General features: G+C 63.9%; 26 protein-coding genes. 12 read left to right on the top strand and 14 right to left on the bottom strand.

Features of this window, described 5'->3' with window-relative positions; all coding sequences use genetic code 11:
• Window positions 1–42: 42 nt before the first annotated feature.
• From ACVIIV_RS24690 to ACVIIV_RS24700, 3 genes are all read right to left on the bottom strand, one after another.
• Window positions 43–645: a PepSY domain-containing protein gene (locus ACVIIV_RS24690; protein ID WP_456746461.1), complete on the bottom strand. Its 603-nt coding sequence runs from the start codon at window positions 643–645 to the stop codon at window positions 43–45.
• A gap of 251 nt (window positions 646–896) precedes the next feature.
• Window positions 897–1,643: a TetR/AcrR family transcriptional regulator gene (locus tag ACVIIV_RS24695; RefSeq protein ID WP_100230641.1), complete on the bottom strand. Its 747-nt coding sequence runs from the start codon at window positions 1,641–1,643 to the stop codon at window positions 897–899.
• Window positions 1,644–1,776: 133 nt separating this feature from the next.
• Complete coding sequence (locus ACVIIV_RS24700) at window positions 1,777–2,985, bottom strand: patatin-like phospholipase family protein (protein ID WP_456746462.1); 1,209 nt, start codon at window positions 2,983–2,985, stop codon at window positions 1,777–1,779.
• A 193-nt stretch (window positions 2,986–3,178) separates the two neighbouring features.
• Here ACVIIV_RS24700 and tgt point away from each other — a divergent pair, with 193 nt between their 5' ends.
• Window positions 3,179–4,324, top strand: coding sequence for a tRNA guanosine(34) transglycosylase Tgt (gene tgt, locus ACVIIV_RS24705; RefSeq protein WP_456746463.1), 1,146 nt, complete (start codon window positions 3,179–3,181; stop codon window positions 4,322–4,324).
• A 1-nt stretch (window position 4,325) separates the two neighbouring features.
• Here the strand turns inward: tgt and ACVIIV_RS24710 are convergent, their stop codons facing one another.
• Entirely contained in the window at window positions 4,326–4,544 is a 219-nt protein-coding gene (locus ACVIIV_RS24710) for a hypothetical protein (protein WP_027575364.1), read from the bottom strand.
• A 222-nt stretch (window positions 4,545–4,766) separates the two neighbouring features.
• On the opposite strand from ACVIIV_RS24710, the gene cysK reads away from it, so the two are divergent.
• A complete protein-coding gene (gene cysK, locus ACVIIV_RS24715) occupies window positions 4,767–5,744 on the top strand; it encodes a cysteine synthase A (protein ID WP_456746464.1) in 978 nt (325 codons plus the stop codon).
• A 3-nt stretch (window positions 5,745–5,747) separates the two neighbouring features.
• Window positions 5,748–5,987, top strand: coding sequence for a BrnA antitoxin family protein (locus ACVIIV_RS24720; protein ID WP_456746465.1), 240 nt, complete (start codon window positions 5,748–5,750; stop codon window positions 5,985–5,987).
• 174 nt (window positions 5,988–6,161) lie between these two features.
• Here the strand turns inward: ACVIIV_RS24720 and ACVIIV_RS24725 are convergent, their stop codons facing one another.
• Both ACVIIV_RS24725 and ACVIIV_RS24730 read right to left on the bottom strand, forming a co-directional pair.
• Window positions 6,162–7,592 carry a caspase family protein gene (locus ACVIIV_RS24725; RefSeq protein ID WP_456746466.1) on the bottom strand — a complete coding sequence of 477 codons (1,431 nt, stop codon included), beginning with the start codon at window positions 7,590–7,592 and terminating at the stop codon, window positions 6,162–6,164.
• Window positions 7,593–7,792: 200 nt separating this feature from the next.
• On the bottom strand, window positions 7,793–8,668 hold the full coding sequence (locus tag ACVIIV_RS24730) for a DMT family transporter (protein ID WP_456748815.1): 876 nt from the start codon (window positions 8,666–8,668) through the stop codon (window positions 7,793–7,795).
• Between the two features lie 146 nt (window positions 8,669–8,814).
• Here ACVIIV_RS24730 and ACVIIV_RS24735 point away from each other — a divergent pair, with 146 nt between their 5' ends.
• Window positions 8,815–9,213, top strand: coding sequence for a RidA family protein (locus ACVIIV_RS24735; protein ID WP_456746467.1), 399 nt, complete (start codon window positions 8,815–8,817; stop codon window positions 9,211–9,213).
• 51 nt (window positions 9,214–9,264) lie between these two features.
• On the opposite strand, the gene ACVIIV_RS24740 is transcribed toward ACVIIV_RS24735, so the two are convergent.
• The 3 genes from ACVIIV_RS24740 to ACVIIV_RS24750 form a co-directional block, all read right to left on the bottom strand.
• Complete coding sequence (locus tag ACVIIV_RS24740) at window positions 9,265–9,810, bottom strand: hypothetical protein (protein WP_456746468.1); 546 nt, start codon at window positions 9,808–9,810, stop codon at window positions 9,265–9,267.
• Complete coding sequence (locus ACVIIV_RS24745) at window positions 9,755–10,105, bottom strand: hypothetical protein (protein WP_456746469.1); 351 nt, start codon at window positions 10,103–10,105, stop codon at window positions 9,755–9,757. Before ACVIIV_RS24745 ends, ACVIIV_RS24740 begins: the two co-directional genes overlap by 56 nt.
• A gap of 228 nt (window positions 10,106–10,333) precedes the next feature.
• Window positions 10,334–10,921 (bottom strand): formyltransferase family protein, encoded by a 588-nt coding sequence (locus tag ACVIIV_RS24750; protein ID WP_456746470.1) that lies wholly within the window; start codon window positions 10,919–10,921, stop codon window positions 10,334–10,336.
• 190 nt (window positions 10,922–11,111) lie between these two features.
• Here ACVIIV_RS24750 and ACVIIV_RS24755 point away from each other — a divergent pair, with 190 nt between their 5' ends.
• The 3 genes from ACVIIV_RS24755 (at window position 11,112) to ACVIIV_RS24765 (ending at window position 12,534) form a co-directional block, all read left to right on the top strand.
• Window positions 11,112–11,396 carry a hypothetical protein gene (locus tag ACVIIV_RS24755; protein WP_456746471.1) on the top strand — a complete coding sequence of 95 codons (285 nt, stop codon included), beginning with the start codon at window positions 11,112–11,114 and terminating at the stop codon, window positions 11,394–11,396.
• Window positions 11,397–11,722: 326 nt separating this feature from the next.
• Window positions 11,723–11,941 (top strand): hypothetical protein, encoded by a 219-nt coding sequence (locus ACVIIV_RS24760; protein ID WP_456746472.1) that lies wholly within the window; start codon window positions 11,723–11,725, stop codon window positions 11,939–11,941.
• 167 nt (window positions 11,942–12,108) lie between these two features.
• The gene (locus ACVIIV_RS24765) at window positions 12,109–12,534 is read left to right on the top strand and encodes a hypothetical protein (RefSeq protein WP_456746473.1); all 426 of its coding nucleotides are present in this window, start codon (window positions 12,109–12,111) and stop codon (window positions 12,532–12,534) included.
• 27 nt (window positions 12,535–12,561) lie between these two features.
• On the opposite strand, the gene ACVIIV_RS24770 is transcribed toward ACVIIV_RS24765, so the two are convergent.
• Together ACVIIV_RS24770 and ACVIIV_RS24775 are read right to left on the bottom strand one after the other, a co-directional pair.
• On the bottom strand, window positions 12,562–12,864 hold the full coding sequence (locus ACVIIV_RS24770; protein WP_027575377.1) for a hypothetical protein: 303 nt from the start codon (window positions 12,862–12,864) through the stop codon (window positions 12,562–12,564).
• Window positions 12,865–12,967: 103 nt separating this feature from the next.
• Entirely contained in the window at window positions 12,968–13,195 is a 228-nt protein-coding gene (locus ACVIIV_RS24775) for a hypothetical protein (RefSeq protein ID WP_456746474.1), read from the bottom strand.
• A gap of 311 nt (window positions 13,196–13,506) precedes the next feature.
• On the opposite strand from ACVIIV_RS24775, the gene ACVIIV_RS24780 reads away from it, so the two are divergent.
• Complete coding sequence (locus ACVIIV_RS24780; RefSeq protein ID WP_456746475.1) at window positions 13,507–14,586, top strand: AI-2E family transporter; 1,080 nt, start codon at window positions 13,507–13,509, stop codon at window positions 14,584–14,586.
• A 144-nt stretch (window positions 14,587–14,730) separates the two neighbouring features.
• Complete coding sequence (locus ACVIIV_RS24785; RefSeq protein ID WP_456746476.1) at window positions 14,731–15,129, top strand: NUDIX hydrolase; 399 nt, start codon at window positions 14,731–14,733, stop codon at window positions 15,127–15,129.
• A gap of 91 nt (window positions 15,130–15,220) precedes the next feature.
• Here the strand turns inward: ACVIIV_RS24785 and ACVIIV_RS24790 are convergent, their stop codons facing one another.
• Complete coding sequence (locus ACVIIV_RS24790) at window positions 15,221–15,460, bottom strand: hypothetical protein (protein WP_456746477.1); 240 nt, start codon at window positions 15,458–15,460, stop codon at window positions 15,221–15,223.
• A 745-nt stretch (window positions 15,461–16,205) separates the two neighbouring features.
• Between ACVIIV_RS24790 and ACVIIV_RS24795 the strand changes: the two genes are divergently transcribed.
• Together ACVIIV_RS24795 and ACVIIV_RS24800 are read left to right on the top strand one after the other, a co-directional pair.
• Entirely contained in the window at window positions 16,206–19,313 is a 3,108-nt protein-coding gene (locus ACVIIV_RS24795; protein ID WP_456748816.1) for a DEAD/DEAH box helicase, read from the top strand.
• Window positions 19,314–20,674: 1,361 nt separating this feature from the next.
• Window positions 20,675–21,343, top strand: a complete 669-nt coding sequence (locus ACVIIV_RS24800) for a hypothetical protein (RefSeq protein ID WP_456746478.1) — start codon at window positions 20,675–20,677, stop codon at window positions 21,341–21,343.
• Window positions 21,344–21,754: 411 nt separating this feature from the next.
• Here ACVIIV_RS24800 and ACVIIV_RS24805 read toward each other — a convergent pair whose 3' ends face one another.
• Both ACVIIV_RS24805 and ACVIIV_RS24810 read right to left on the bottom strand, forming a co-directional pair.
• Window positions 21,755–21,913, bottom strand: coding sequence for a hypothetical protein (locus ACVIIV_RS24805; RefSeq protein ID WP_164936882.1), 159 nt, complete (start codon window positions 21,911–21,913; stop codon window positions 21,755–21,757).
• A gap of 215 nt (window positions 21,914–22,128) precedes the next feature.
• On the bottom strand, window positions 22,129–22,323 hold the full coding sequence (locus ACVIIV_RS24810; protein WP_456746479.1) for a hypothetical protein: 195 nt from the start codon (window positions 22,321–22,323) through the stop codon (window positions 22,129–22,131).
• Between the two features lie 1,856 nt (window positions 22,324–24,179).
• Between ACVIIV_RS24810 and ACVIIV_RS24815 the strand changes: the two genes are divergently transcribed.
• The gene (locus tag ACVIIV_RS24815) at window positions 24,180–24,341 is read left to right on the top strand and encodes a hypothetical protein (RefSeq protein WP_456746480.1); all 162 of its coding nucleotides are present in this window, start codon (window positions 24,180–24,182) and stop codon (window positions 24,339–24,341) included.
• Window positions 24,342–25,609: the final 1,268 nt, after the last annotated feature.

A 25,609-nucleotide genomic window follows, 5' to 3' on the forward strand; every position in this document is an offset into this window, starting at 1 on the left:
CGGTCGATGCCGGGGAGCGGGGCCGCCGCTATCTGGCGGTCGCTATTTCGTCTTGGCGCCCGGCGGCTCCAAGATGACCTCCTTGAGGTCGTCGCCGCTGATCACGACGATCGCAAAATTGAGCCGGCCGCGTTCGCGGACCAGCCCGCCGCTGATGGCCTTGCCCGAGGCTGCGCGCTCGGCGACCCGTACGGCATCGGCGAGGCGGTGCCTGATCGCACCTAACGCAGCGAGGTTGCTGCGGTCCTCATGGTCGAGCTCAGTGAGGGGCAGGGCGGCTTCGCCGCCGACCAGCTCGCCGGTCGAAGCGTTGATGGTGTGGCGCCAGATGCGGTCGTTGTGCAGGGTCTTGACCCGGTAGACCGGCACGCCCGCGGCGCCGTCGAAGCTCACATCCGCCGTCGTGGCGCCGGCATGGCGGGCTTCCGCGATCGCCATGGCCTGGCTGATCGTGATCGAGGAACTGCGGAATCGTTCGATCTCGCGGCTGACCGCCTGGCGCTCCGCTTCAGCATCACCATCTGTGTCGCTGTGAAGCGCGGTCGGCGTGCCCGCGGTCACGATTGCCCGTGCCGGCGCGGCGATGAGCAGTGCGGGCAACGCGATCGCAAGCAGTTGCGAGGTCCATCGTTTGGCTGTCGTCATGCTCGAAACCCTCGGCCAGCGAGTGTGCCGGATGATCGTAAAGAATTCGCGGCCGGCCTTGGGCATCGGCCGGCCGCGGAGCGCCGCGGCGGGCTGGACCCGCCGTGACGATCGAAGCGGTCCGGACCTCTTTGGGGCTGGTGAAAAAGCGACCCGTACCGACTTATAACTAAACCATACCGTATCGTTTTATTTTGGTCAATGAGGCCGCGCCGTCCACCCTGGGGAAAGTTCGCGAGCTCACGGAATTGTCAGCGGGAGGAGCGGCGCCGAGGCGTGACCTTGGGGGCGTCCTGGACGCGGTCGGCAGGCCCCAGCGCGCCGGCCAGGAACAGCTTGATCGCCGCGCGCATGCGCTTTTCCGCGGCCTTCAGCTCCAGCGCCGTTCCGAACGTCGCCATGCGGTGGGTGTGACCGACGACGACGTCGAGAAACACCTCGGCTGCAATGGTGGTGTCTTCGACGTCGAGCGCACCTTGCGCCACCAGATGGTCGAAGAAGCGCGCGGTGGTGGCGACGGCCTTGAGCCAGCCTTCCTCCTTGCCGAGCTTGGCGACGTCGGGGAAGTTGATGGCCTGCGACGTCATCATGCGGCTGAAGGCGACGGCGTCGGGACCGCAGGTGAATGTCAGCATCTCGCGTCCGATCTCGACCAGCCGCTGCTCGACCGAGATGTTCGAGGCGCTGGAGAGCTGCGTCTCCGCCGCGGCGGAGAGCGGCGCAAGCCAGCGCGCGATCTCGCGCCTCAGCACGGCCGCAAACAGACCGCGCTTGTCGCCATAGCGGGAATAGACCGTGGGCTTGCTCACTCGGGCCGCTTCCGCGACCGCGTCGAGTGAGGTCGCATCGAAGCCGCGATCCAGGAACAGGCGGGTGGCGACCTCGATCAGCCGCTGATCGCGCTCGATCGCGGCTGACTTCGTCGGCCGGCCGCCGCGCGATTTCGGCACCTCGCGCCGTGGCGCTGCCGGTCTTGTCCTGGTCGCAGTCAATCCCATGCCCAATGATTCCTGCGCGTTTCTGACGGTCGTCTTGCTCTATAACGCGCAGCAACCGGGGCGTCATCGCGAATCTGGCCGAATTGGCCGTATCGTCAACGGTCTCGATACGGCCTCGTTCCGTCGCGCCGGCTCACGGGAGCGTCGAGGTCCAGGCCTGCCCGGATGCGGCCTTCTCGTATCCGTACTGATACAGCGCCCGCATATAGGCGGTATCGAACCCTTCCGAGGGCGGGGCAGGGTAATCGCGCGCGATGTAGGAGAGGTGGAAGCCGAGCCGGTTGCGCTTGGCGAAGTCGTAAGTCGAGAAGATGATCGAACGGGTCTGCGATTGGGTGATCGCCGACAGGCTCCGTGAGGCAACGTCGATCGTGCCGTTGGAGACGAGCTCGAAGTTGCGTTCGATCTTCTTGTTGACGAGGATGTAGATGTCCATCTTCGCACTGCCGGGCAGGCGGCCGCTCTGGAACAACAGGGCTTCCGGCAAAGTCAGCACCGGGGCCGTCACGCCGCCGTCGACATGCATCTCCTGAAATTTGCGGCCCTGGCCTTCGGCGTCGATCATGATCGGCGGAAACACCAGCGGAATGCTGGCGGAGGCCGCCATCACGTCGCGAAACAGTTTTAGGGCCCCGGGCGTTCCGACCGCGGCGATCTTGCCCATGTCCCAGATCGCGGTGCGCTGGGTGTCGAGATCGGTCGTCACCACCAGCAGCTTCCGGCCTTTGGCGTGCTCGCGCGCGACCTGCGCCATGATCTCCGGACCGACATAGCGTGCGACCAGCTCGCGCAGCCGCGTGTTGCCGAACAGGCCGGATCCGAACAGCACGCGCATGATGCTGGGATCGTTCAGGAGGCTCTCCGCGATGCCGCTGGTGTAGACCTCCTTCAGCGTGTCGTCATATTGCGAGCCGAGAAACGCAAAGGGCGCGATCAGACCGCCGGTGCTGACGCCCGAGACGACCGAGAAGGTGGGGCGGGTTCTGGCCGCGGTCCAGCCGTTGAGCACGCCGACACCGTAGGCGCCGTCGGCACCGCCGCCGGAGAGCGCCAGATAGGTTTTCGTCGCGGTGCTGGTGTCCTTCTCGAAGCTGAACTTCGTGACCGGCTCGTCGGCGTAGCGCCGGAGGCCGTCGATATCCAGCACGCGCGAGGCATTGGCTTCAGCAGCCGTGTAGGGTGTGCGCGGCAGGGAGGTGCAGGCGCCGAGCGCCAGGCTGCCCATCAGGACCAGCAATTCGATCAGGCCGACACCTCTCTGCCTGATCCGGTCACGCGAGGAGACGGATGCGTCGGTCGAACACGAAGGGTGCGGCATTGTCGGTGGCTGGCGATCACGCATCTACCGCCGCCGGCAAAGTCGCCGCGGCATCTCGTCCAGCCCCCAAGATAAAACTACACTGTATCGTTTTGTTTGGCAAGAGTAGGCTGGCACCAATCCTCGCGCTGGTTGGTGTCCCGGTCTGAAGCACAAACGGGCCGGAGCGCGGCCTGGCGGGTTGATCGGCCTGCTCCGACACGCAATAAGCACCGCCATGAATTCCGACAATGACCTTCCCAATCACTTTGAGTTGCTCGCCACCGATGGGGCCGCGCGCACCGGACGGCTGACCACGCCGCACGGCGTGGTGCGGACGCCGGTCTTCATGCCGGTCGGCACCGCCGGAGCCATGAAGGGCATGCACTGGCGCGAGGTGCGCGATGCAGGCGCCGACATCGTGCTTGGCAACACCTACCACCTGATGCTGCGTCCGAGCGCCGAGCGGATCGCGGCGCTCGGCGGCCTGCAGCGGTTCACCGGGTGGAACGGACCGATGCTGACGGATTCCGGTGGCTTCCAGGTGATGTCGCTGTCGGATCTGCGCAAAGTCAGCGAGAACGCCGTCACGTTTCGCTCGCACATCGACGGCGCCAAGGTCGAGCTGTCGCCGGAGCGCTCGATCGAGGTGCAGCGCCTGCTCGGCTCCGACATCGCCATGCAGATGGACGAATGCGTGCGGCTGCCCGCCGAGCGGGCCGACATCGAACGCGCGATGCAATTGTCGCTGCGCTGGGGCGAGAGAAGCAAGCGCGCCTTCGAGAGCGCCCCGGACGGATACATGCTGTTCGGCATCGTGCAGGGCGGCGACGTGCCGCAGCTTCGTCATGCGAGTGCGCAAGGCTTGGTTGCGATCGGCTTCCACGGCTATGCGATCGGTGGGCTTGCCGTCGGCGAGCCGCAGGCGGTGATGCTGGCGATGATCGATGAGACCGCGCCATTGCTGCCGCGAGAGCGGCCGCGCTACCTCATGGGCGTCGGCACGCCGGACGACATCCTCGAAGCGGTGAAGCGCGGCATCGACATGTTCGATTGCGTGATGCCGACCCGCAATGGCCGGCACGGCGTCGCGTTCACGCGCTTCGGTCAGGTGAATTTGCGCAACGCGCGCCACGCCGACGATCCGCGTCCGCTCGATGAGGAGAGCTCGTGGCCGTCGGCACGCAACTGCGCGCGCGCCTATCTGCACCATCTCGTCAAGGCGGGCGAGACGCTGGGGGCGATGCTGCTGTCCGAAATCAATGTCGCCTACTACCAGTTCCTGATGCAGGGCATCAGGGACGCGATCGCACACGGAAAGTTCGACGAATTCTATCAGCGCACGCGCGAGGACTGGGCGAGGGGCGACATCGCCCCACGCTAGATCAGTTGCAGGTGAAGCGATGCTTGACGGCGTGCTTGGTCACGAAGCCGTAGCCGCAATTGTCGCAGGTCCAGAGATAGCTGATCATGTGGTCCGACACGTAGGCGGATGCTTCGGCGGCGACCATGGAGTCGGCGCAGACAGGGCAGGTGGGCAATTCGCTGCAACGCGGATCGCGGTTGGTCGCGACGGTCGACATCACTTCAGCAACTGCTGACATCGTGGTGACCTCCCTGCTTTTAAGACGTAAGTCTAACATAAGCAGAATCAGTTGACGAGGTCGCAACACAAATGCGTTGGTTTTCTGATATTTGCCGCTCACGTGATTTTGCGATGCAGCGTATTTAACATGTGCCGCATTGTCGCTTGTGTGTCGCCGCAAGCTGTCTGTAACTGCGAGAATGGTCGCGACAAAAGTGCAGATTGCCACAGGGAGTTCATCATGGACGCATCGTCCACCACGGGTGCAGCGCACCAACCCGGCCGCGGCCGGATCTACGACTCGATCGTCGATGCCTTCGGCAACACGCCTGTCGTGCGCCTCCGCCGGCTGCCCGGCATGCACGAGGTGAACGCGACCATTTTGGCAAAACTTGAATATTTCAATCCTGCCGCAAGCGTGAAGGACCGCATCGGCGCGGCCATGATCATCGCCATGGAAAAGGCGGGCGTCGTCAAGCCCGACACCGTGCTGATCGAGCCGACCTCCGGCAACACCGGCATTGCGCTCGCCTTCGTGGCGGCTTCGCGCGGCTACCGGCTCAAGCTGGTGATGCCGGAGTCGATGTCGATCGAGCGGCGCAAGATGCTGGCCTTCCTCGGCGCCGAGCTGGTGCTGACGCCGGCAGCCCAGGGCATGAAGGGCGCGATTGCTGCCGCCGAGGAGCTGTTGAAGACGACGCCGAACTCGGTGATGCCGCAGCAGTTCAAGAACCTCGCCAATCCCGAGGTGCACCGCCGCACCACCGCCGAGGAGATCTGGAACGACACCGGCGGCAACATCGATTTCTTCGTGGCCGGCGTCGGCACCGGCGGCACGATCACCGGCGTCGGCCAGGTGCTCAAGCCGCGCAAGACCTCGCTGCGCGTGGTGGCGGTCGAACCGGAGGAGAGCCCGGTGCTGTCGGGGGGGCAGCATACCCCGCACAAGATCCAGGGCATCGGCGCCGGCTTCGTCCCTGACATCCTCGACCGCTCCGTGATCGACGAGATCGTGAAGATCAACTCGACGACGGCGATCGAGACCGCGCGCGCGCTGGCGCGGCATGAGGGCATTCCGGGCGGCATCTCCTCGGGCGCGGCGATCGCGGCCGCGCTGCAAATCGGCAAACGCCCCGAAGCTGCGGGAAAGACCATCCTGGCGATCGTACCGTCCTTCTCAGAGCGGTATCTTTCGACGGCTCTGTTCGAAGGAATCTAGGACATGGCGGATCAACCGAGGCGGCCGCGGACGCTTGGCGATGCCAGAACGGAGGCCGAGGCGGCATTCAAGAAGGTGACGGCGAAGGTTGCCGCGACGCCACCCAAACAGAACGCCGTTCCCGGCATCAAGGAGCAGGTCACGCTCCGCATCGACCAGGATGTGCTGGAATTCTTCCAGGAGGGCGGTCCCGGCTGGCAGGACCGCATCAACGAGGCGCTGCGGAAAGCCGCGGGGAAGTAGGCGAGCTCGTCATTGCGAGCGTAGCGAAGCAATCTAGAATCTTTCCGCGGTGGCAGCCTGGATTGCTTCGTCGCAAGGGCTCCTCGCAATGACGGAGTATGCTGCGACTCGGTCGCACCAACGAAAAAGCCCGGCGCGGGCCGGGCTTTTGTCATCTGAGATCCGCATCGCGTTTCAGCGGCGGAACATGCCGCCCATCATGCCGCCGACGACACCGCCGACGAAGGCCGCACCGGCAGCATCGCCGGGGTTGCTGCGCTGGGGAGCCGGAGCCGGCGCACTGCTGGGTGCGGGGGCACTGGCGGCACGGCGGGGGGCCTTCTGGCTGCCGTCGCTGGCAGTTGCCGGGGCTGCCACGATCTCCGAGAGCAGGGCCTTGTGCTGGTGCTTATTGAGGTAGCCAGATGACGGATAGCCGCGCGCGGCCTGCCAGCGCTTGATCACCACGCGGGTCTCGTCGCTGAACACGCCGGTCTGCTTGGTGTCGAAGCCGAGGCCGGTGAGGCGGCGCTGCACGTCGCGACGCCCGGTCTTGTCGAGGCCGATCTGGTCCTCGGTGAGCTGGGTGGCCTCGTCGGTGAAGGTCGCGGGATCGACGCCGGCATTGAGCGTGCGGGTCGCGGTCGAGGGGCCGCTCTTGATCGCCGCGAGGCGTGCCAGCGCCAGCGCCTTGAACTGACCGTTCGGATAGGCGGAGAGATAGGCGTTGAGCTCCTCCGGCTTGTTGGACTCCTTCACCGAGCGCCAGTATTCGAGCTCGACACCGTCCGAGCTCCCGGTCGCCGCCGGCACGATGCCGGAAGCGGTCGGGGCGGCGTTGGCGACGTGGGAGGTCGGGGCCTGATTGAGATAGACGGAGCCCGTCAGGTTGGTGTGGCCCCATGGCAACTGGCCTTTGCGCGTCTCTTCATTGACTTGGGCGCGGACCGAGGTCATCGCCTGCTGGATCTCGACGCCGGGCTTGGTGATGTTGTCGATCAGTGCGCGGGTGAACGGGCTGTTGTTGCCCTCCTGGCCGTCGAGCGCGGTCTGGCCAGGCCCGGTGGCGAACGCGATCAGCGTGCCTTCGCCGGACTTCATCTCGGCGAGACCGCTCTGGACGTTGACGCTGCGGGTCGCCGAGTTCGACTTGATCTTGGCGGCGAACGGATTGTCACGGCAGGCATCGAGGAAGACGAGCTTGACCTTGGCATCGCCCATGGTCTGCTCGAGCGTCAGGTCGATGTTGATGGCGGCCCCCAGCTTGACGTCCATCTCCGACTTGATGTCGGCGTCGACGGGCAGCAGATAGTTGGTACCGCTGACGGCGATGCCGTGGCCGGCATAGTAGAACAGCGCGATATCGGAGCCCTGCGCCTTGCGGCCGAAGTCCAGCAGCTTCTCCGTCATCTGGTCGCGGCTGAGATTGGAGCCTTCGATCACCTCGAAGCCGACATTGCGCAGCGTGGCCGCCATCGCCTTGGCGTCGATCGGCGGGTTCGGCAATTGCGCGACGTTCTTGTAGGAGCCGTTGCCCACGACAAAGGCGACGCGGCGGTCAGCCTTGGCGGCACTGATCGACAGCGCCATGCACATCAGCGAAGCGAGGAGGGTGAGATAGCGCATTCTGAAATCCCCAGAATCGAATTGCAGGCAGCAACAAATTGGCAACGAACCTACACGAAGTGCCCGACTTCGCGCCACCAAAACGGCAGTCCGTTGCGTCAACCCGCTGCTGTGTGGCCGAATGTGCACGATGGAGAGCCTCTCCAACGTGATCCAAATCACACGGCCACTTGGTTTTGTCGCCCGAGGCGGCGCGAGGTTCACTGCGCGCGGGCGGGAACGGGCGAAGCTGGTTTCAAATTGAGGAGATTGCCGCAAAGGATCAGCACCGCGCCGAGCACCGTCCAGGCGTCGAGCCGCTCGGAATACAGCAGCCAGCCGGCAGTCGCGGTCAGTGGAACCCGCAGGAAGTCCATCGGAACCACGATCGTCGCGTCGGCGTAGCGCATCGCGCTGGCGAGGCAATAGTGTGAGAATGTGCCGCAGACGGCGATCACGGCGACCCAGGCCCAGACATAGAGCGATGGCCAGGTCCAGACGAAGAGCGTCGGAACGAAGCCTGCGACCGACTGCACCACCAGCATCCAGAACAGGATCGAGAGCGCGCTCTCAGTGCGGGTCAGCGATTTGACCAGCGCCATCGAGACGCCAAATCCCATGGCGGCCCCGAGCGCGATGAGCTGGCCCGGATTGACCTCCCCGGTCGCCGGTCGGACGATGACGATCACCCCGACGAGTCCGAGCACGATGGCGGCGATCTTCCATGGAGTCATCCGCTCGGACAGGAAGCTCGCCGCGAGGATGGCCGTCCAGATCGGCATTGTGAACTCGATCGCCACGACTTGACCGATCGGGATCAGCGTCAGGGCGAAGAACCAGCCGAGCTGGGCAATATAGTGCACCAAATTGCGCCCGACATGCTGCGGCAGGCGCGATGTCTTGACCATCTTCAAGCCGCCGGCACGGTAGATGATCGGCGAGAGCAACAGGAAGCCGACCAGCGACCTCACTTCCATGATCTGAAAAACATTCAGCTCGCGCGTGGTCTCACGCCCGGCAACCGCCATGACCAGCATCAGTGACAGCCAGCCGGCCATCCACAGGGCAGCCATCGTTTTGGACGGTGTCGTGCTCATTGCGGCGGACGGGGAGGGGTGAAATCCGAAGGGACCGTCGGTATCGGCGACATCGCCGGCGTTTGCAACGGTCAAATCTGCGGATGCAGCGATGCAGGGTGTCGTGCTAGGCATCTCCAAACAACGAGATCGGGAGAGCTTCGCTCATGCATATCTTGCAGCCGGCCGAGTGGAAAAAACCGCGCGGCTTTTCCCATGGCGTCGTGGTCGAGGGCCCGGGCCGCTGGGTGGTTCTGGCCGGCCAAACCGGCGGCGACGAGGCCGGCAATTACGCGCCCGACATGGCCGCGCAGGTCGCCACCGCGCTGAAGCGGATCATCAAGCTCCTGGACGAGGCCGGCGCCGGCCCCGAGCACATCGTCCGCCTGACCTGGTACCTGACGAGCCGCAGCGAATATGAAGCGGCCGGTGCCGGCATTGGCGCGGCCTGGAAGGAAACGCTCGGACGCAATTTCCCGCCCTCGACGCTGCTCTATATCGGCGGCCTCGTGGATGAGCGGGCCAAGGTCGAGATCGAGGTCACCGCGTTCGTGCCGGGCGCATGAAAAATCGATCCGGCGACGTCGCCGGATCGATTGTCGTGTCACCCTGGTGTCTTACTTCGACATCGAGATGTTGGCGCCGCGGAACTGGCTGTCCGCACGGATCGCGACGGTCTGTTTGTTGCCACTCGTCCGTAGCGCGAGGTTGGCGTTGAAGCCGGCAGCAGAGACGACCACCTCGAAGTTTCCACCACTGCCGCGGCCCTGGAGCGAGCCGGAGATGTTACGGCTGGCCTCGGACCAGCTGCCGGTGACGGCGCTACCCTCGGCTTTCACGCTGGCGGCGAGATTGAACTTGTAGGCGTCGCTGGCACAGGTCAGCGACATCTCCATCATGGGGCCGATCGGGGCGTATTTGGCCCGGCAGCGGATGCGTTCGGTCGAGCCGTCATCCAGCGTGACAGTGCCGCCGCCACTCCAGCTTCCCGCCATCGGGGCGAACGGGCCGGCCTGGGCCTTGCTTTCAGAGTTGGCGAGGCCCGCCGCAAACAAAACGGCGGCCGCCATCAGCAGCCGCCGGCCTGGGGCGCGAGCCTTGATTGGTTTATTGGCGCGATGCTTCCCACCGCCCGCTGCACGGTATGCCTGCAGATGCTCCATTCCACTTCCCCGATCCGGCGTTGCCGTTGAGTTGACCGTTGGCATATGCACCATTGATCGAAACTTTCACAAGTCCCCCGCTACCGATGGTGCCGGAAACGTTAGCGCCGGGCGCGGTGATCTTGCCGTCGGCAACCGTCAGCATCGAGCTCGCGGTCGGTTCGCACGAACCGCTCTTGGTCACGATGGTGACGTGCCAGTTGCCGTCATAGGGGCTCTGGGCAAAGGCGGGGGCGGCGAGGGTGCCGGCGAAAACTGAGGCGGCACAGAACGCCGCAATGCGACCAAAACGCATGAATTCGTCCTTGAATGTGTCTGATATGCTGTCACTTATTCGGACGAAATGTGACGGAAATTTGTTGCAATGCCAAAGCGAAAATTGTTCCTGTGGAAACAATGGTTTATTTGCGCTTTTGGCTCCAATTTTCGAAGCGGAATCAAGGCCCCTTCACGTTAAGGGTAAACGTCAGGGCGACTCAGGAAAGGCTCGGCTCAGAAAAGGCTTGGCTCAGGAAAGGCCGACTCAGGAAAGGCTTGGCGCGGAGGTCGCGAACTGCTCGTCCTGAGTTTTGGCGGGCAGCGCCTTGTGGACCTTCACGTAGTCGATCACGTCCGCCAGCAGCTTGAGCCCGAGCGGCGCCAGCGCGCGCTCCCAAAGCTCCCGTGCTGTCTCGCCCTTCTTGACGAAGCACCAGTCCTGGGCGGCGATCGCGCCGGCGTCCATGCGGTCGGCGAGATGGTAGATCGTGCCGCCGGCGATCGGATCGCCTTCCTTGATGGTCCATTCCACCGCGGCCTTGCCGCGATGGCGCGGCAGCAGCGAGGGGTGATAGCCGATCCCGCCGAACTTGGTGGAGGCGAGCGCGTCCCTGCCGATGCGGGCGTGGCTGTGCGCCGTGATGATCAGATCGGTATCGGGGGCAACCTCGGACGCCACCACCAGTTTTGGATTGGCCTGGACCACCACCTCGATGCCAGCGGCCTTGGCGGTCGCAGCGAGGCGATCCTCGGCATCGGCCACCACGACGCGGACGACGGGGACGCCGTGCTCCCGCAGCATGTTCAGGGTGGTCACGCCGAAATGGCGGGAGCCGACGAGGGTAATGCGCATGGGTGTCCGATCCGTCTCGCAACTGCGTCATCCCCCCGATAACACGTCCGTACGCCCTGTCACCATCCGCGCGGCGTTTGCGCGGGTTATCAACAATGCGCCGGGCGCCGGCTGCGATGAACTGCGGGATTGCGCAGTCGATCGCTCTGGTGCTTCCATGCGGGCATCGTACCGGCTCGGGAGCGGGCGCATGCGCAGCGTGCGGTTTTTCGTTTTCGCGACACTGATGGCGGCCACTTCGGCCCATGCTGGTGGCCCGTACCCAGCAGTCCCGCCCGAGACCGGGGTCGCGCCGCTGGTGGGGCCGACCTGGGACACCTATCGTTGCGCCCAGGGGCCGGTGATCAATTTCTATCATCGCGCCTATTACGGCGAGGAGCCGCCGGCGCTCTATCGCGGCTACGCCTACCGGCCGTATTACCGCTACCGCGCCTATCGCCGATTGCCGCGCACCTATTTTTGCGTCATCGACTAGCGTTGGCGCCACGGTCGGACGGCAAGCGGCCGATAAGCGGTTCCTGTGTTGCGTTTGTAATAGAGGTATCCCTGATCGGCTGATAGCGTCTGCCCACCGGGGCTGGCGACATTTCAACCCGCATCCGTTTTCGAACCCGGCTTTGGCCGCTGGCGTGATCGCCGGCGGCCTTTTCATGCCATGCATCACGAATCATCCGGCGGTAACACGATCTCAACCAGCTTGGCGTATCGACGACTCCGTCGCGGATTTGTATTGCGTACCGCGACACGAAAACGTCCGCCGGCCTGGGCGCGCTGCCGGGCCTTTTCGCCGGGACAGATTTCATGCCGAGTGCAATCGAGCAGATCGTCGACGCCTATGTGCGTCTGAAGAACCGCCGTGGACTCGACGAGCTGATGATGCACAGGCAGCGGCTCGCGGTCGATCTGAAGAGCAGGTCCGGCTATGATTTCAGCCTGCCGATCGGCCAGATCGACGAGGAGATCGCGATCATCGAGGCGGGGCTCAGCCGGCTCAAGGCGGAGAATTCCACGGCGATCTAGAGGTCTGAGTCGTTGCGCGGGACTTTTGCGCGGGACTTGGGGCCGACGCATCGTCGCAGTCCGAGCCCGGTTCATGCACGGTTCAGGCCGGCCGTGTCTCAATCGTCAGGTCGTTTCGTGGGACGGGAATCCTGATAGGCTTGTCCCCGTGATTTGGAGGAGTTGTCATGATCGAGCTTGCGCTGGCCGGCCTGATTGCGTTTGCAACCGTGCCTGCCGCAACGCCGGCGCCCATGGTGGAGCAAGTTCAGTTCAGAGGTGGTCCGGGCGGACAGTGTCCGCACGGCTATGATTTCAACCACTCGAACGGCCGCTGCTATCCCAATGACTATCACGCGCCGGGCGTCTATACGCGGAATCCCGGACCGGGCGAATACTACGGAAGACGTGGCGGCCTCTGTCCGCACGGGTACGACTACAATTACTCAAATGGCAGTTGCTATCCGAACAGGGCGCGTGCACCCGGCGCTTACGGCGCTCCCGAATACTACGGACGACGCGGCGGGCTGTGTCCGCACGGCTACGATTACAACTATTCGAGCGGACAGTGCTATCCGAATAGCGCACGCGCTCCCGGCATGTACGGGCGATAATCGATCGCCGTGCCAAGGCGGGCGCGCTCAGTCGCGCCGGCCACCGTCGATCACCGTGAACAGCGGCCGCGCCGGCGTCGGCTCGACCAGCAGTTCCTCCACCAGTGCGGTTGCCGCATCGACATATTTGCGGGTTGGCTTATCCAGAGGGCGCTTGGCTTCGTCGTCGAGCGCGACCTTTGCGGCCTCGACCAGCTTGCGCATGCGTGCCGCATGGTCGTCGCCAGCCGTCAGCGTCGCGCGCGCCAGCGAGCGCAGCACGAACAGCTCGCCCTCGAGGCGGAGCAGACGGTCGTTGAGCCTGGTCAGGACGGCGTTGAGGTCGGCCATGGGGTTCGACGCGGAGGATCCATCCTGATCTAGCGGCGATCGGTGAACGGAGTCCAAACGGCGCCGGTGCAATTCGGCCGATCCTGTGAACGCCGCGGGCAGCTTACCACTCGACGCCCGCCCAGCGCCTCCCGAACACAAGCGGCCTCGTCTTCACGGCTTGCCAGCCGAAGAAATGGTGCTTGCCGGACCAGGCGTGCACGACGCCGCTACAGATGCCGCATTTGAAGCTGCCGGTGTGGGCCTCGCTGTGCTCCTCTCTGGTCGCGGTGTAGTTCATGCCGCAACCCGCACAGGTGAACTCTTCGATCGTCCAGATGCTGTTGGCCATTGCCCAGAATGCGTTTCGGTGACCTCGATCCACAGTAGTCGCCAGCGTTTGCAGCGGCGTAAACTGGCGCGGGGAAATCCGGTTAATCGGCGTTAGCCAAGCTGGTTAGAGCGCAGGCGATGCGATATCCGCTGGCCCACCAGACTCTCGGGCGGGGGCGTCATCGTCCCGGAATGCGGAATGGCCCGATCTGTTCCCAATCGGGAGCATGTCAGTTCCAGTCGCCTTGACGCAGGATGCGTTGCTGGCAATAACGGCTGGGCCTCACAAGCGCCGGAAGTTGCGTTCATGCCGCAAGGAAAGCTGTGCCCGTGAAAAGCCTCCGTCAGCTCCTGACCGGAGAGGACGTCATCCAGCTCGTGATCCGGCTCGGCCTGCTTGCCCTGCTGATCATCTGGACCTTTCTGATCATCCGCCCGTTCGTGCCGATCCTGACCTGGAGCGGCGTGCTGGCGGTCGCGTTCTATCCGGCGTTCAGCTGGGTTGCCAAGGTCCTCGGCGGCCGGCCCAAGACCGCAGCAGCGATCCTGACCCTGATCACCTTGGGCATCGTCATTGGTCCGGCGACTTGGCTCGGCATCAGCGCGGTGGACGGCGTGCGCGAGCTGGCACACCAGCTCGGCACCGGGGACCTCGTGCTCCAGTCGGCGCCGGAGCAGCTCAAATCGTGGCCGCTGGTCGGCCCCTGGCTCTATGACCTCTGGGACCAGGCTTATAACAACGTTCGGGCGGTGGTGCGCGAGGTGGCGCCGTATCTCCAGCCGCTGGCAGGCCCGCTGCTCTCGTTGGCGGGCGACGCCGGCCTTGGCACGCTCCAGTTTCTCGTCTCCGTATTCGTGGCCGGCTTCCTGTTTCCGCATGGGCCGCGGCTGGTCGCGGCCGGGCGCAGCTTCCTGTTCCGCATCGTGCCGGAGCAGAGCGAGCATTTCCTGTCGCTTGCGGGCGCGACCATCCGCGCCGTGGCGCAGGGCGTGATCGGCGTCGCGATCGTGCAGGCGCTGCTCGCCGGCATCGGCTTCAAACTCGCTTCGGTGTCGAGCGCGGGCCTTCTTGCCTTCATCGTGTTGCTGCTCTCGATCGTGCAGATCGGTGCTTTCCTCGTGCTGCTGCCGGTGATCATCTGGATCTGGACCGCCAAGGACGTCACCACGGCGCTGCTCCTCACCGTGTTTCTCGTCGTCGTCGGTTTCATCGACACCATGTTGAAGCCGCTTGTCATGGGGCGCGGCCTCACCACCCCGACCATCGTGATCTTCGTCGGCGTGATCGGCGGCACGCTGGCCCACGGCATCGTCGGACTGTTCATCGGACCGATCATCCTGTCGGTGGCCTGGGAAATGATGATGGCCTGGATCAGGACCGAGGATCGGGCGGAGGCGGGGAAGGGCTGAACTCGCGCCGCAGACGGCGCGGTCTGCCGGCCGTGCCGCGCCAGGACCCAATGGCTGGCGTCCTGTGATCAAGGCTGCAGCGAACTTGTCTGTTCGACTAGACAAGTTACGATTGGGCCGATTCTGTGTTCGATGACGGCAGCAATGGCGAAGTCTTCCAAGCTGGTTGCCGCCAGGCGCGGCAAGGTATTGTTGGTCAGACGCCGGTCGGACGGCCTGTGGATGTTCCCGGGCGGCCGCAAGCGTGCGCGCGAGTCGGAGAAGGACTGCCTGCGGCGGGAGATCAGGGAGGAGCTGCCCAAGCTGAAGCTCGGCAGGATCAGCCTCTGGAAAGAAGTGAAGGCGAGGAACAAGCGCTCCGGCCGCAAGATGAGCGACGCGATCTTCATCACCAAGTCCGCCAAGGGCAGGCTGGCGATCGGCGACAAGAAGGAGATCGACCGCGCCGCCTGGCAGAAGCCCCGCGGCATACGCCTGACGCCGACCTCGCGCTACATCCGCGACCGCCTGTTTCCGAGGAAGCGGCGTCTGAAGAAAGCCTGAATGCCTTCGTGGCTGGATGCTTGCAGCACGCGCGCGGCCAAGCGCCATCGGCCGGCGGCGGAAGTCACCGGTTGGAAAGGTCGGTCAGCCGCTATTGCTTGGCTGCCATCGTCTCCAGGCAATGGTTGAGGAAGGCAGTGCGATCCCTGGGCAGCACCTTCTCGAGATCCGCCTTCAGAGCGCATTCACGCTGGCGCAACTGCTCGGCCCGGCGCTTCTCGGCCGCCTCTCGATATTCGGGAGCAACCTTGTTGGGATCGACCAGCGTCTGTGCGTGGGCGGGGACCGTCGCAAGCAGCGCGATGGCGCCGATGAAAATGCATGGTTTCAAATGAGCCTCCGTCAAAGGAGGCATCCTAGCGCGCTGCTTGCGCAAGCCCAAACCGGAAGGGTGCGGTACCCCGTTCCTGATAGATCGAACCGGCATTGCGCCGAACGCGCCGGCAGACTTCCCGCCCACCTGCTTGGAACGACTCTGCGCGTTGCGCGTAGATTCCTGGCTCCCGGCCCATCCCCAACCCCAAAAGCCCCCGGGCCGCGAGAAAACCTTCCCCACAAAGGTTGGCGACCTCAGGGCCTTCGCACTGAGGTCGTTTGGCGCACGCGTGTGAACCAGTTCACAAGCGCGCGGCGAAACCGCTGCTATAAAGATGTCATTGCTTAACCGCTTCATTTTGAACGAACGCCCCAGCGTGGCTCCAAGCGCTGGGGCTTTTTCATGCCTGCTGCTGCGTAGCGCCTCGATCGCATCGACTTTCGCATTGAAAGCGCGGGCCGCATTTCACAGCTCGGAACGAGCCAGTTCCAATGTGTGCTGGGCGATCAATGGCCAAACTGCCGGGATCGCGATGGCGTGCCCGGACGTTGCCCGCGAGGGGTGCGTTCGCGGGGCAAATCCCATATGCATGGCGGCGAGCTGCCGATTCGAGATGAAGGCGGCTCGCGTTCAGTTTGCGACGGTTCAAGAGAAACGGGTTCAAGTGAGGCTTTCCAAAAAGGCAGGGGTGGCCAAGAAGGCGCCGAAGAAGAGCAAAGGATCGCAGCGCGCCACGATCTCGTCTTCGTCGCCCCTCGGCATGATGGCCCTCCATCTGCTTGGACAATGGAAGCAGTCCGGACGCAGCGGCATCGTCTTTCTCGCCGAGAGCGAGAACAGGGCGGAGCGGCTGGGCAGCGTCATCCACGCGCTCGACCCATCCTGCGAGGTGCTGGTGTTTCCGCGATTGAACACTTTGCCGTTCGATCAACTGGAGCCGTCGCACGAACTCGCAGGGCGCAGGGCCTCCGTGCTGAGGCGCCTCGCAAAATCCAAGAAACCCCTGTTTCTGGTGTCGACGGCGGAAGCCGTGATGGAGCGCCTGCCGCCGCCGGCGAGCTTGTCGCGCCTGAGCCTGAGCTTGAAAGTGGGCGGCACGTTCTCCGAGCGGGACCTCGAGGCCCGACTCGAAGCCTTGGGTTACGATCTCGACGATGAACCGGACTATCCGGGCGGGGCGCTGTTCCACGGCCAGACCTTCGAGATATTTCCAGCGGGCGCGCTGGGGCCGTTCCGGATCGAGCATTCGCAGCATGCGATCAAACGGATCGTGGCGTTCGACCCGCATGAGCACAGGATCATCTTCGAGACCAGGGAGCTGCTCGTCGATCCCATGTCGGAGCGGCTCGGCCTTGCCGGCAAACGCGGCAGGCGCGCGAGCCTGTTCGACTATTGCGGGGGCGCGAAATGGATCGCGGACGCCGGCGTCCCGCTACACGCCGACGGATGGCTTGATACGATCGAGGAGGCCGCAGCCCGCGCGGAGCGGGAGCGCGAATATCTCGGACGGCGCGACTGGAAGCAGCTCTCCAAGGGCATGAAGGTACTGCCGCGGACGGCGTCCTTCCAGCCCGTCCCGGAATTTTCGAAGCTGACGTCCTCCAGGAAGGCGCTGCGTGCCTTTGTCGAGGAGACACGCCGGGCCGGATCGCGGCTGATCCTCGTCGCCGCGCACGAGGACGATCTGCGCGTGATGGAGCGGATGGGCGGCGTCAAGGCGGAGCGCTGCGAGAACTGGGACGAGGCGGCGCGCAGGCGGGGCGGCGAGGCGGCGCTGCTGGCCGATCTCGACGCCGGCTTCGTCTTGCCAGGGAAGAAGCCTCTGGTCGTGGTGACGGCGTCCGACGTGCTCGGCAGCCGCGCTCATCATCCGCAGCCGATGGCGCGCGCCTGGAGCGCAGCCTTCGACCATGCCGATGTGCCCGAGCAGGGCACGGTGGTGGTCCATCTCCAGCGCGGCCTCGCCGTGCTCGACGGCTTGCAGACCGTCAACACCGGCGGCGGCGCCATGCGCGAGATGATCCGCCTGAAGTTCGGCGGCGACAATGCGGTTCTGGTGCCGCCGCCCGATCTCGCCTTGATGTGGCCTTACGCAGCCGAGCTCGGCAAGCTGGCGCTCGACAAGGCGGATGGCAGCACATGGTGGGCGCGCCGCACCTCAGCCGAGCGCGAAATCCAGATCGCCGGCAAGGTGCTCGCCAAGCACATCAGCCAGCGCCGGCGGCGGCGCGCCGAAAAGCTGGTGCCGCCGGGATCGGCCTACGAGAAGTTCGTCGCGCGTTTCCCTTACTTCACGACGATCGACCAGGCTCAGGCGATCCGCGACGTGCTGGACGATCTTGCGTCCGGTCATCCGATGGACCGCGTGATTTGCGGCGACGTCGGTTTTGGCAAGACCGAGGTGGCGCTGCGGGCCGCCGCTGCCGCGGTGCTGTCGGGCAAGCAGGTGGCGATCGCGGTGCCGACGACGGTGCTGGCGCGGCAGCACGTCGCGACGTTCGAGAGGCGCTTTGCGCCGTTCGGCATCGAGGTCGGCAACCTGTCGCGCGCGACGTCAGGCGCGGAGCTGCGGGAAACCAGGGAGGGACTGCGCAGCGGCCGGATCAAGGTCGTGATCGGCACGCAGGCGCTCACGGGCAAGGACGTCAAGTTCGATGATCTCGGCCTCGTCATCATCGATGAGGAGCAGCATTTTGGCGCGGCCGAGAAAGCAAAGCTCGCCGGCCTTGCCAAGAACGTCCATGTGCTGATGATGAGCGCGACGCCGATCCCGCGGACGCTCGCCGCCGGCCTTGCCGGCTTCCGCGATCTCAGCGTGATCGCCTCGCCGCCAGTGCACCGGCTTCCGGTCGCAACCAGGATCGCGCCGCTGTCGGACGCCGCCATTGCCTCCGCACTGCTGCGCGAGCAGCGCCGCCACGGCCAGAGCTTTTTGATCTGTCCGCGCATCCAGGATCTCGATCCCATGCTGGCGCGGGTGCGGGCGGTGGCGCCTGACCTGCGCATCGTCTGTCTGCACGGCAAACTGCCTGCCGACGAGATCGACGACCGCATGATGAGCTTCGTCGAAGGCGGTGCCGACGTCCTGCTCGCGACCAATATCGTGGAGAGCGGCCTCGACATTCCCCGCGCCAACACCATCGTGGTGTGCTGGCCGGAAAAGTTCGGTCTTGCCCAGCTGCACCAGCTGCGCGGACGCGTCGGCCGCGGCGGTATCCGCGCCTTCGCCCATCTCCTGACCGAGACGGAGTCCGGACAGTCCGAGAAGCGGCTCGCCGTGCTCGAGGAGTTCAGCCGGCCGGGCGCCGGCTTTGCCATCAGCGAGCGCGACCTCGACCTCAGAGGTGCGGGTGACCTGTTCTCGGAGCAGCAGTCCGGTCACGTCCAGGTGTTCGGGCCGGTGCTCTACAGCCACCTCCTGAAAATGGCCTCGGAGAAGGCCGACGAAGAGCGCGCCGCGGTGTGGGTACCCGACCTGAATCTGCCGGTCGGGGACATGCTGCCCGAGAGCTATGTGCAGTCCGAGCCGGTGCGGCTCGAGCTCTATGCGCGCGCCGCACGATGCAGCAGCGAGGACGATCTCGACGACCTCGAGGAGGAAACCTCCCGCCGCTTCGGACCTTTGCCGAAGGGCGCCGGCGATTTCTTCGCCGCGGCGAAGCTCAGGATCGCGTGCAAGCGCAGAGGCATCATCCGGCTCGACGTCGGCCCTGAAGCTGCGGCCGCGACGTTCCTGCCCGGACGCTTGCGGAAGTCGCGGGGAAAGTCACTGCAACGCGACGGCGACCGCGTCGTCTATCACGCCAAGATGCAGGACGCGCCGTTCGAACGGGTGGAGGAGCTGTTCGAGCTGCTGGATGAGGGGTGAGCGGGCTCGCGCATTCGTCGGCGCGGATACCGGAAGCAAGGCAGGCACGCGGTCCGTTGGCGTCGTCCCAGTGGCCGGCTTCTTCAATTGCGAGTTCGTAGCGGGAACCCTGTTCCACCATTATAGTTAACGGGGGCGTGGCGAAGGAGATTGTCCGATGTCCCATGCCATCCCTCCGGTCATTGCCGCGATTGTCGCAAGCTCATGTCTGTTGGCCCTGGCGCAAGCAGGCGGCGCAAATGCCGGGTCCGCAGGCGCGGGCATGGGAACGGGGCCGGGCAGCGCTGGCGGATCGGCACCTTCTGGAATGGGGACGAGTGCAGGCAATGCGGGTCCCTCAGCGCCCCCGGGAATGGGGACGAAAGACACCGCCACCGGCGGAAATCTGGGCACCAACAGCGAGCCGGCCAATCCGAACGTTCAGCCCGCCACGCCCGCGAGGTCGCGGGCGGCAGTCCAGGCAGCGAGAAATGCCGGGGCTGGTCGCGCTCCAAATGGCCTGCCGATCGGCGCGATCGGGAGCGGCACGAGCAATGAGGATCAATTGGCCACTGGTTCGGCGCCGCTCCAGAACAGATTCCGGCCGGCAACACAGGCTCAAGGAAACACCAGTGTTGGTGCAGAGGGTCTGTCAGGGAGAGGCTCGAGTCTTTCGGACCAGGTCAGGCAATCGCGGGCCGCACGGGCTGGAGACAAGGTGCTCGATGCCAAAGCGCAAGTCGAGCGACGAACGAATGTGTCGCGCAGACGCGTTCCGAGCCCGATAAAGCCAGGTTCGTAGTCTGCGAGTGCGGGGGCGAAGAGACAGGCTCGGCGCAATCGCAACTATCACAGCCCGCTGCACGATGCGCCGCGGGTGATGGAGCTGTTCGAGCTGCTGGATGAGGGTTAGGGCGCATCAAAATGCGAAAACAACCCCATGCACAGTAGCTAAGTGCTTCTGCCACAATGTCTTCTGCAGCGCGCGGATAGGCCGGTCGCGACCAATGGCGCGGGGGGCTGACACAGCTGTTGATGTGTGATCCGTCGCATCTCTGGCGCCGGAGTTCCAGCACGCATCCGATTGCACCCTCGGGCAAAACAGGGGTATTCTGCCAGATTCGGTAAATCCGCTTCGGCGCGTGTTCAGGGGCGCCGGAGCGACTGTGCTGTCAGGGTAGCTTCCCGGCTGTTTTCGTCGCTGCATCGCATCGGCCTCCGTAATCGGCCGGAGTCGCCGAGCCGTCCGCCAGCCCCGCCGCTAACGTGGAATTAATCCAAAATGCTCACAATTTGAGGCAGTTGGAGTTGGGTGCTGCGGACAAGGACTCGTCGCGAGGACGTTCCAGGGGCGGCTTCCTCTTGCTCGCTCATTGGGGTCAATGCACGTGACCACGACCTTCGAAACACAAAGCTTCGCCGAAGAGCTCGACGCGGTCGCACTTGCTGCCGCCGCAGCAGCGCACGAACCCGCGGCCCTGGAAGATCCAGGGCCGGTCAAACGGCCCGCCCGAAAAACGGTCCTGCTGCTGGCGGTGTGTGCCCTCGCCATTAACGGCGCGGCGGCCATCTACACGTTGCCGTCCGGCTTGCCGTCGCTGAATGTCAGCGGCCTCGCTGCACTGCTTCCGCGCCAGCAAGCGCCGGCGCCGAAGCCGGATCCGGTCGTCGCTGCCTTGAAGGAGATTCAATCGGCCCAGCAGCAACACACGGCTTTGCTGCAGGAGAACAACCACGCATCGCAGCAAAATGCGACTCTGCTGCAACAGGATTCAATGGTGCTGCTGTCCCTGCGCCAGAGCATCACGGACGAGCGGGTCGACGTGAAGAAGATATCGTCGCAGCTGTCCACGCTGATCGCGAAGGTCGACTCGCTGCAAAATGTGATGATGTCGGACGTCACGTCCTCCATTCGACGAGCGAATGCCCGCTATGGACTGTCCGCAGCGATGCGGAAACGGCTGGTTCGGCCGTCGAAGCCTCTGGGGCCTGTTTCGGTTGGCGGGGCGCCGCTGACTGTGCCGGCTGCGACGGCGGCGCCGGAGAGCTGAAGGGAAGTCAAGCAAAGCGGTTGGGACGCTGTCCGCGCTGACCTGATCCGAGGTTCACGCTGACGGGTCTTCTTGAGCCGATTTGGAAGCACGCAGCCGTGCAACAACGGCGAGCGTAACCGGGCTTAGTGCACTGTTACCGCAATCAGGGGCTTCCGTTGTTGGGCCTCGACCTCCAGCCGTATTCCTGATGTGAAATCGTGGCGGTGATGTCGGCCTCTTTGTCCGCTGAGAGGCGCCAGGCCGCCACTCCGAAGCACAACGTCAAGACCAGGGCCGTCGCAAGCAGAAGCATCGAGACGAAATGGCTCACGCGCGTCACCAGGAGTTTGAATTACGAGAGAGCGAACACGAGTTGCCGATTCGGAAAATACAGACGCGCTGACCTAAAGGCCTGATTTCCACATTCAGTCACACAGGACCAAAGGCGCTCACGATCCCGATCGTGATCGGGACCAGCGCGACGATTGTCCATAAAGCGGGCGAGCTGGAGGATAGGCCGGCGAAAAAGATCAAAAGACCGAAGCCCACGAGGGCCGCCGAGATGGCATAGGCGAGTGCTTTTTCCATCGTTCGATCCACGCGGAATACGGGATGGATTGCGCCTGTAGGACTCGCCGCCGGTCGAAACGTTCCTATGCGCATATCCGGATCAAGCGGTGCGCCAGCAGCTTTGGAGCTCCACCAAACATGCCGGCCACAGCCGCAGCCCCGAAAGCTTGAGACACGAAATCAGTTGGACAATGTCCGCACTGATCTGGCCCGCGTGGTAAGCGGCGCGCCTTCTAGGGCCGAGACGGGTCAGTCCCGGTATTCCGCTCACGCATCGCCATTTCAACCTGGTCAGCCAGGACCGTGAGGTGGCTCGCAAGCCGGTCGAACACCTCGCGCTTGGCTGGATCGGTTGCCAAGTCGCGGATCAGGGCGCATTCGGCCGCCTCTTTCCGAAGTTTCTCGATCTGGGCCCGATAATCCTTCATTGGCAATTTGGCTCCGTTCCCGGCAAATGGACGGTACAGGCAATGTGCGAAAGCGAACAGAAGTGATTGCCGAGTTTTCCTAGTCTTTGGTGGCTCTGACCTTCCCCAAGGGTCCAAGCACCTCCAGCGGCCCTGGCCTCCACACCCCAAAAGCCCCACGCTCGGGGCCGTCATTGCCGATCGCCCGATCTATCGATCGCATTCCCTGACTCTAACCGCTTCCAGGCGTTCGCGACATGGGATGTTGAGCCATTTTTTGCAGCGCAGGGCTGCGACCACGGCGCAGCACTTTCAATAGGAACTGTCCCCTCGCCACCGCATTGCCTTCTTGCATAGTTTTCCCGGTTGTCGGACTTGGGTGGTGTTGGGGGCGTGCAATGGGTACTTGTGATCGCACCGCTGTTCTGAAGCAGCGTTGGGACGAGCTTGCTTCCGGGCTTTCCGAATTGAAAGATTTGCGCTCCCGCGTGATCGCGGCCGAGCAAATACAAGAGAGGCATAGCCTCGACGGCAAACCGGCCGCAGCAATTCGCAGGTGTGCAAAATCCAAATCGTCATCGGCAAAACCCGATCGGCCAAAGCGGCGCTTGGCGCGGCCGCCCGACGTCGGGAAATGACGTCTCGGACGCAGGATGTCCAGCAATGCCAATGCAGGTCAGAGATGGCAACCGCCATCAGCGTGCGAGCGTGGCCGAAATACTCAATTGGAAGCGTGCCGGCTGCGACGGCGGCGCCGGAAAGCTGAGAAGAAGGTCGTTCATACCGACGCCTGGAGATCGCGGTCAGCGAATGGGATTACGCGTCCTTCCTTCATAACCGTCCAGTCGTGCGTTTCAGGAATCTGTGACTTGTTGCGGCGATGTCCGCATCCCAATTCCAGAATGTGCGATCAGATATGCGGAGTAGGAACAATGCGTATATTGTTGGTGACGTTCCTCACGGTGGCTGCGATTGCCCAGGCCCACGCAGAGGCGAAGACGAACGTCCCGGATGCCTCGTGTAGCTATACGTTGTCGAGCGGGGAGAGGTACAAGATACCAGCGGGACAGAATCTCTGCTGGCGCGTCCCTCAGCCTTCTTACAAGGTGTACACGCTCCTGCGTTGTGATCCCCCATTTCAGGAGCTCAACCGGGTGCGCCTGGGCGATAGCCAATGCAATAGGTACGAGGAACGCCAGTAACCGCGGCCGGATAGGCAATCCCGGCTCGCGATTCTCTCTCGTGCTCGTGAAGTCGCTATCGTTGCGGCGAACCGATCGGCGCATCAAGTAAGTGCGAGCGATTGCTCGATTGGAAATGGTGCGATGCGTTCTCTTCTTGTCATGGGTCTATTGCTCGTCCTCTGCACTTCAGCAAATGCCGCAACTGTGCATCACCCCCGCGCACGCCATCCGGCGATGGACCGGACCCGCACGAATACCAGCCCGCCGGCGCGCTTCGCGGTCCCAGGCTGGAGCGACGAGGCAACGCAACGCTGGCTCAACAACGCCTCGTCAAACGTCGGCCGAGGCGGATAGCGCGTAGGATGGGTTGAGCCCTTGCGAAACCCATCGCCGGCGTTCGGTCGGTCACTCCGCGGCCTTTCGAGGATTGCTTCGATAATCGATCGCGGATCGCAGCGGCGCTGATCGCAACGAGTGATGGATTCGCAAGCGCTCAACCCATCCTGCGCGCTGAAAACATCGCCCGCGCCTCCGCGCCACGCTTTGCCGCGCCACCGCAGAGACGAATATTTGAATTGCATTGCTGCTATCAAGCTTAACCCCGACTTAAAGACTCCATCTGATTGCGTTGGTGTGCATAAAGCAGGATCATTCCGAACGGTTACACGACGCTGTTCGAAAGAGGAGCCTGCCATGACACTGCAGGATGCTTTGGCGGTCTACCTGTATGCTTGGATGAAGGACAAATCTCTCGACGAGGGCCACGAGCGGGTCATCGATGCGGCGGTGAGAGTCATCGAACAGCAGGCGCGAAAAGCACTGGCAGCGCACTCGCAGAGCGACGAGATGGAATAGCGCGGCGCGTGTGGTCGCCATATCCGGCGGTGCTGTAGCGCGCAGGGCGGCCCCGCGCCTCGGCCCGGCCTAGTCACCCCTTGGGAAACTTCGGCCGCAACTCCGCACCGCGCCTGCCGCACGCGAACCGGTTTCGAGATCGTACAGGGGGTAGGATGGGTTGAGCCCTTGCGAAACCCATCGCTGGCAATTCGGTCGGTCACTCCGCGACCATCGAGGATTGCTCCGATGATCGATCGCGGATCGCAGCGCGCTGATCGCAACGAGTGATGGGTTTCGCAAGAGCTCAACCCATCCTACGTGCTAATGCCGGACACGGGTGGCCTCCGCGGCTCGGAGCTTCTCTCTCAGCTCCTCAAGGTTCTTCATCGCCTCAAGCAATCGCACCAGATCGGAAACCATGTGTGCCAGAGTAGGCTTGCGCGGCTTTGGGACTCGAGATTTCTGTTTCATTGTGAAACGGCTCCCTGCCAGGACCCGACGGCGATACACTGGATTGGCAAGGACGGTGCCGGCGGGAATGCAATTGGGATCTCACGTCAGGGAACGAAAAGGGCGGCGTCTACGCGCCGCGAGCCTTAGTGCAAAACGCGGGCGGCCTCGGCCAGCCGGACCTTCTCTCTTAGATCCTCAAGTTCCTGAAGCATTTTCAGGAGATCGGGCAGAGGGTGTGCCCGCTTCAAAATGGGGGCCTTTTGTCCCATCGCTATACGCCTATATGACACGCTGACGGCGAGCGACATCAAGGCGCAAGCACGCAAATTTTCCCCTGCAAGGGAACGGACAATCTTAACCAAAATATGGTGGGGATGGCTCTGGGTTTGATCACCCGGACCAGAGCTTGGCCGCATTCCCTTGGTCAAGAAATCACTCGTTTGACGACGAGCGATTGCGGCTGAAAATGACGGACGCGCTGGGCGGCGCGGCTCAGGAAGCAGGACCGGCAGCGGCCGATGACGCACCGCCGACGGCTGAAGCGTTAAATGACGGAAGGGCGCGGGGCTCCGGTCCCGCGTTCGCCCTATTCAGCCTCGTTGCCGGATTTTGGACAACCCGTTGTGGCTTGCTCGCTAGTCCAGAGCGGCCGTTCTTTGCGTCATAACTTCGTCAGCCACGTGATGACACGTCGTTAGGACAAATGCCGCTCTGTTGCATCGCCATTCACTACCGAGGGCAGCACTCGAGACTGGCTCATGAGCGGCCAATCCGAACAGAGCGGCCGCGCCAATCAGCAAATTTACGATAACGAGCTTGCGTGCTTTGCGAGT

This window comes from Bradyrhizobium sp. USDA 4354, from assembly GCF_054060315.1.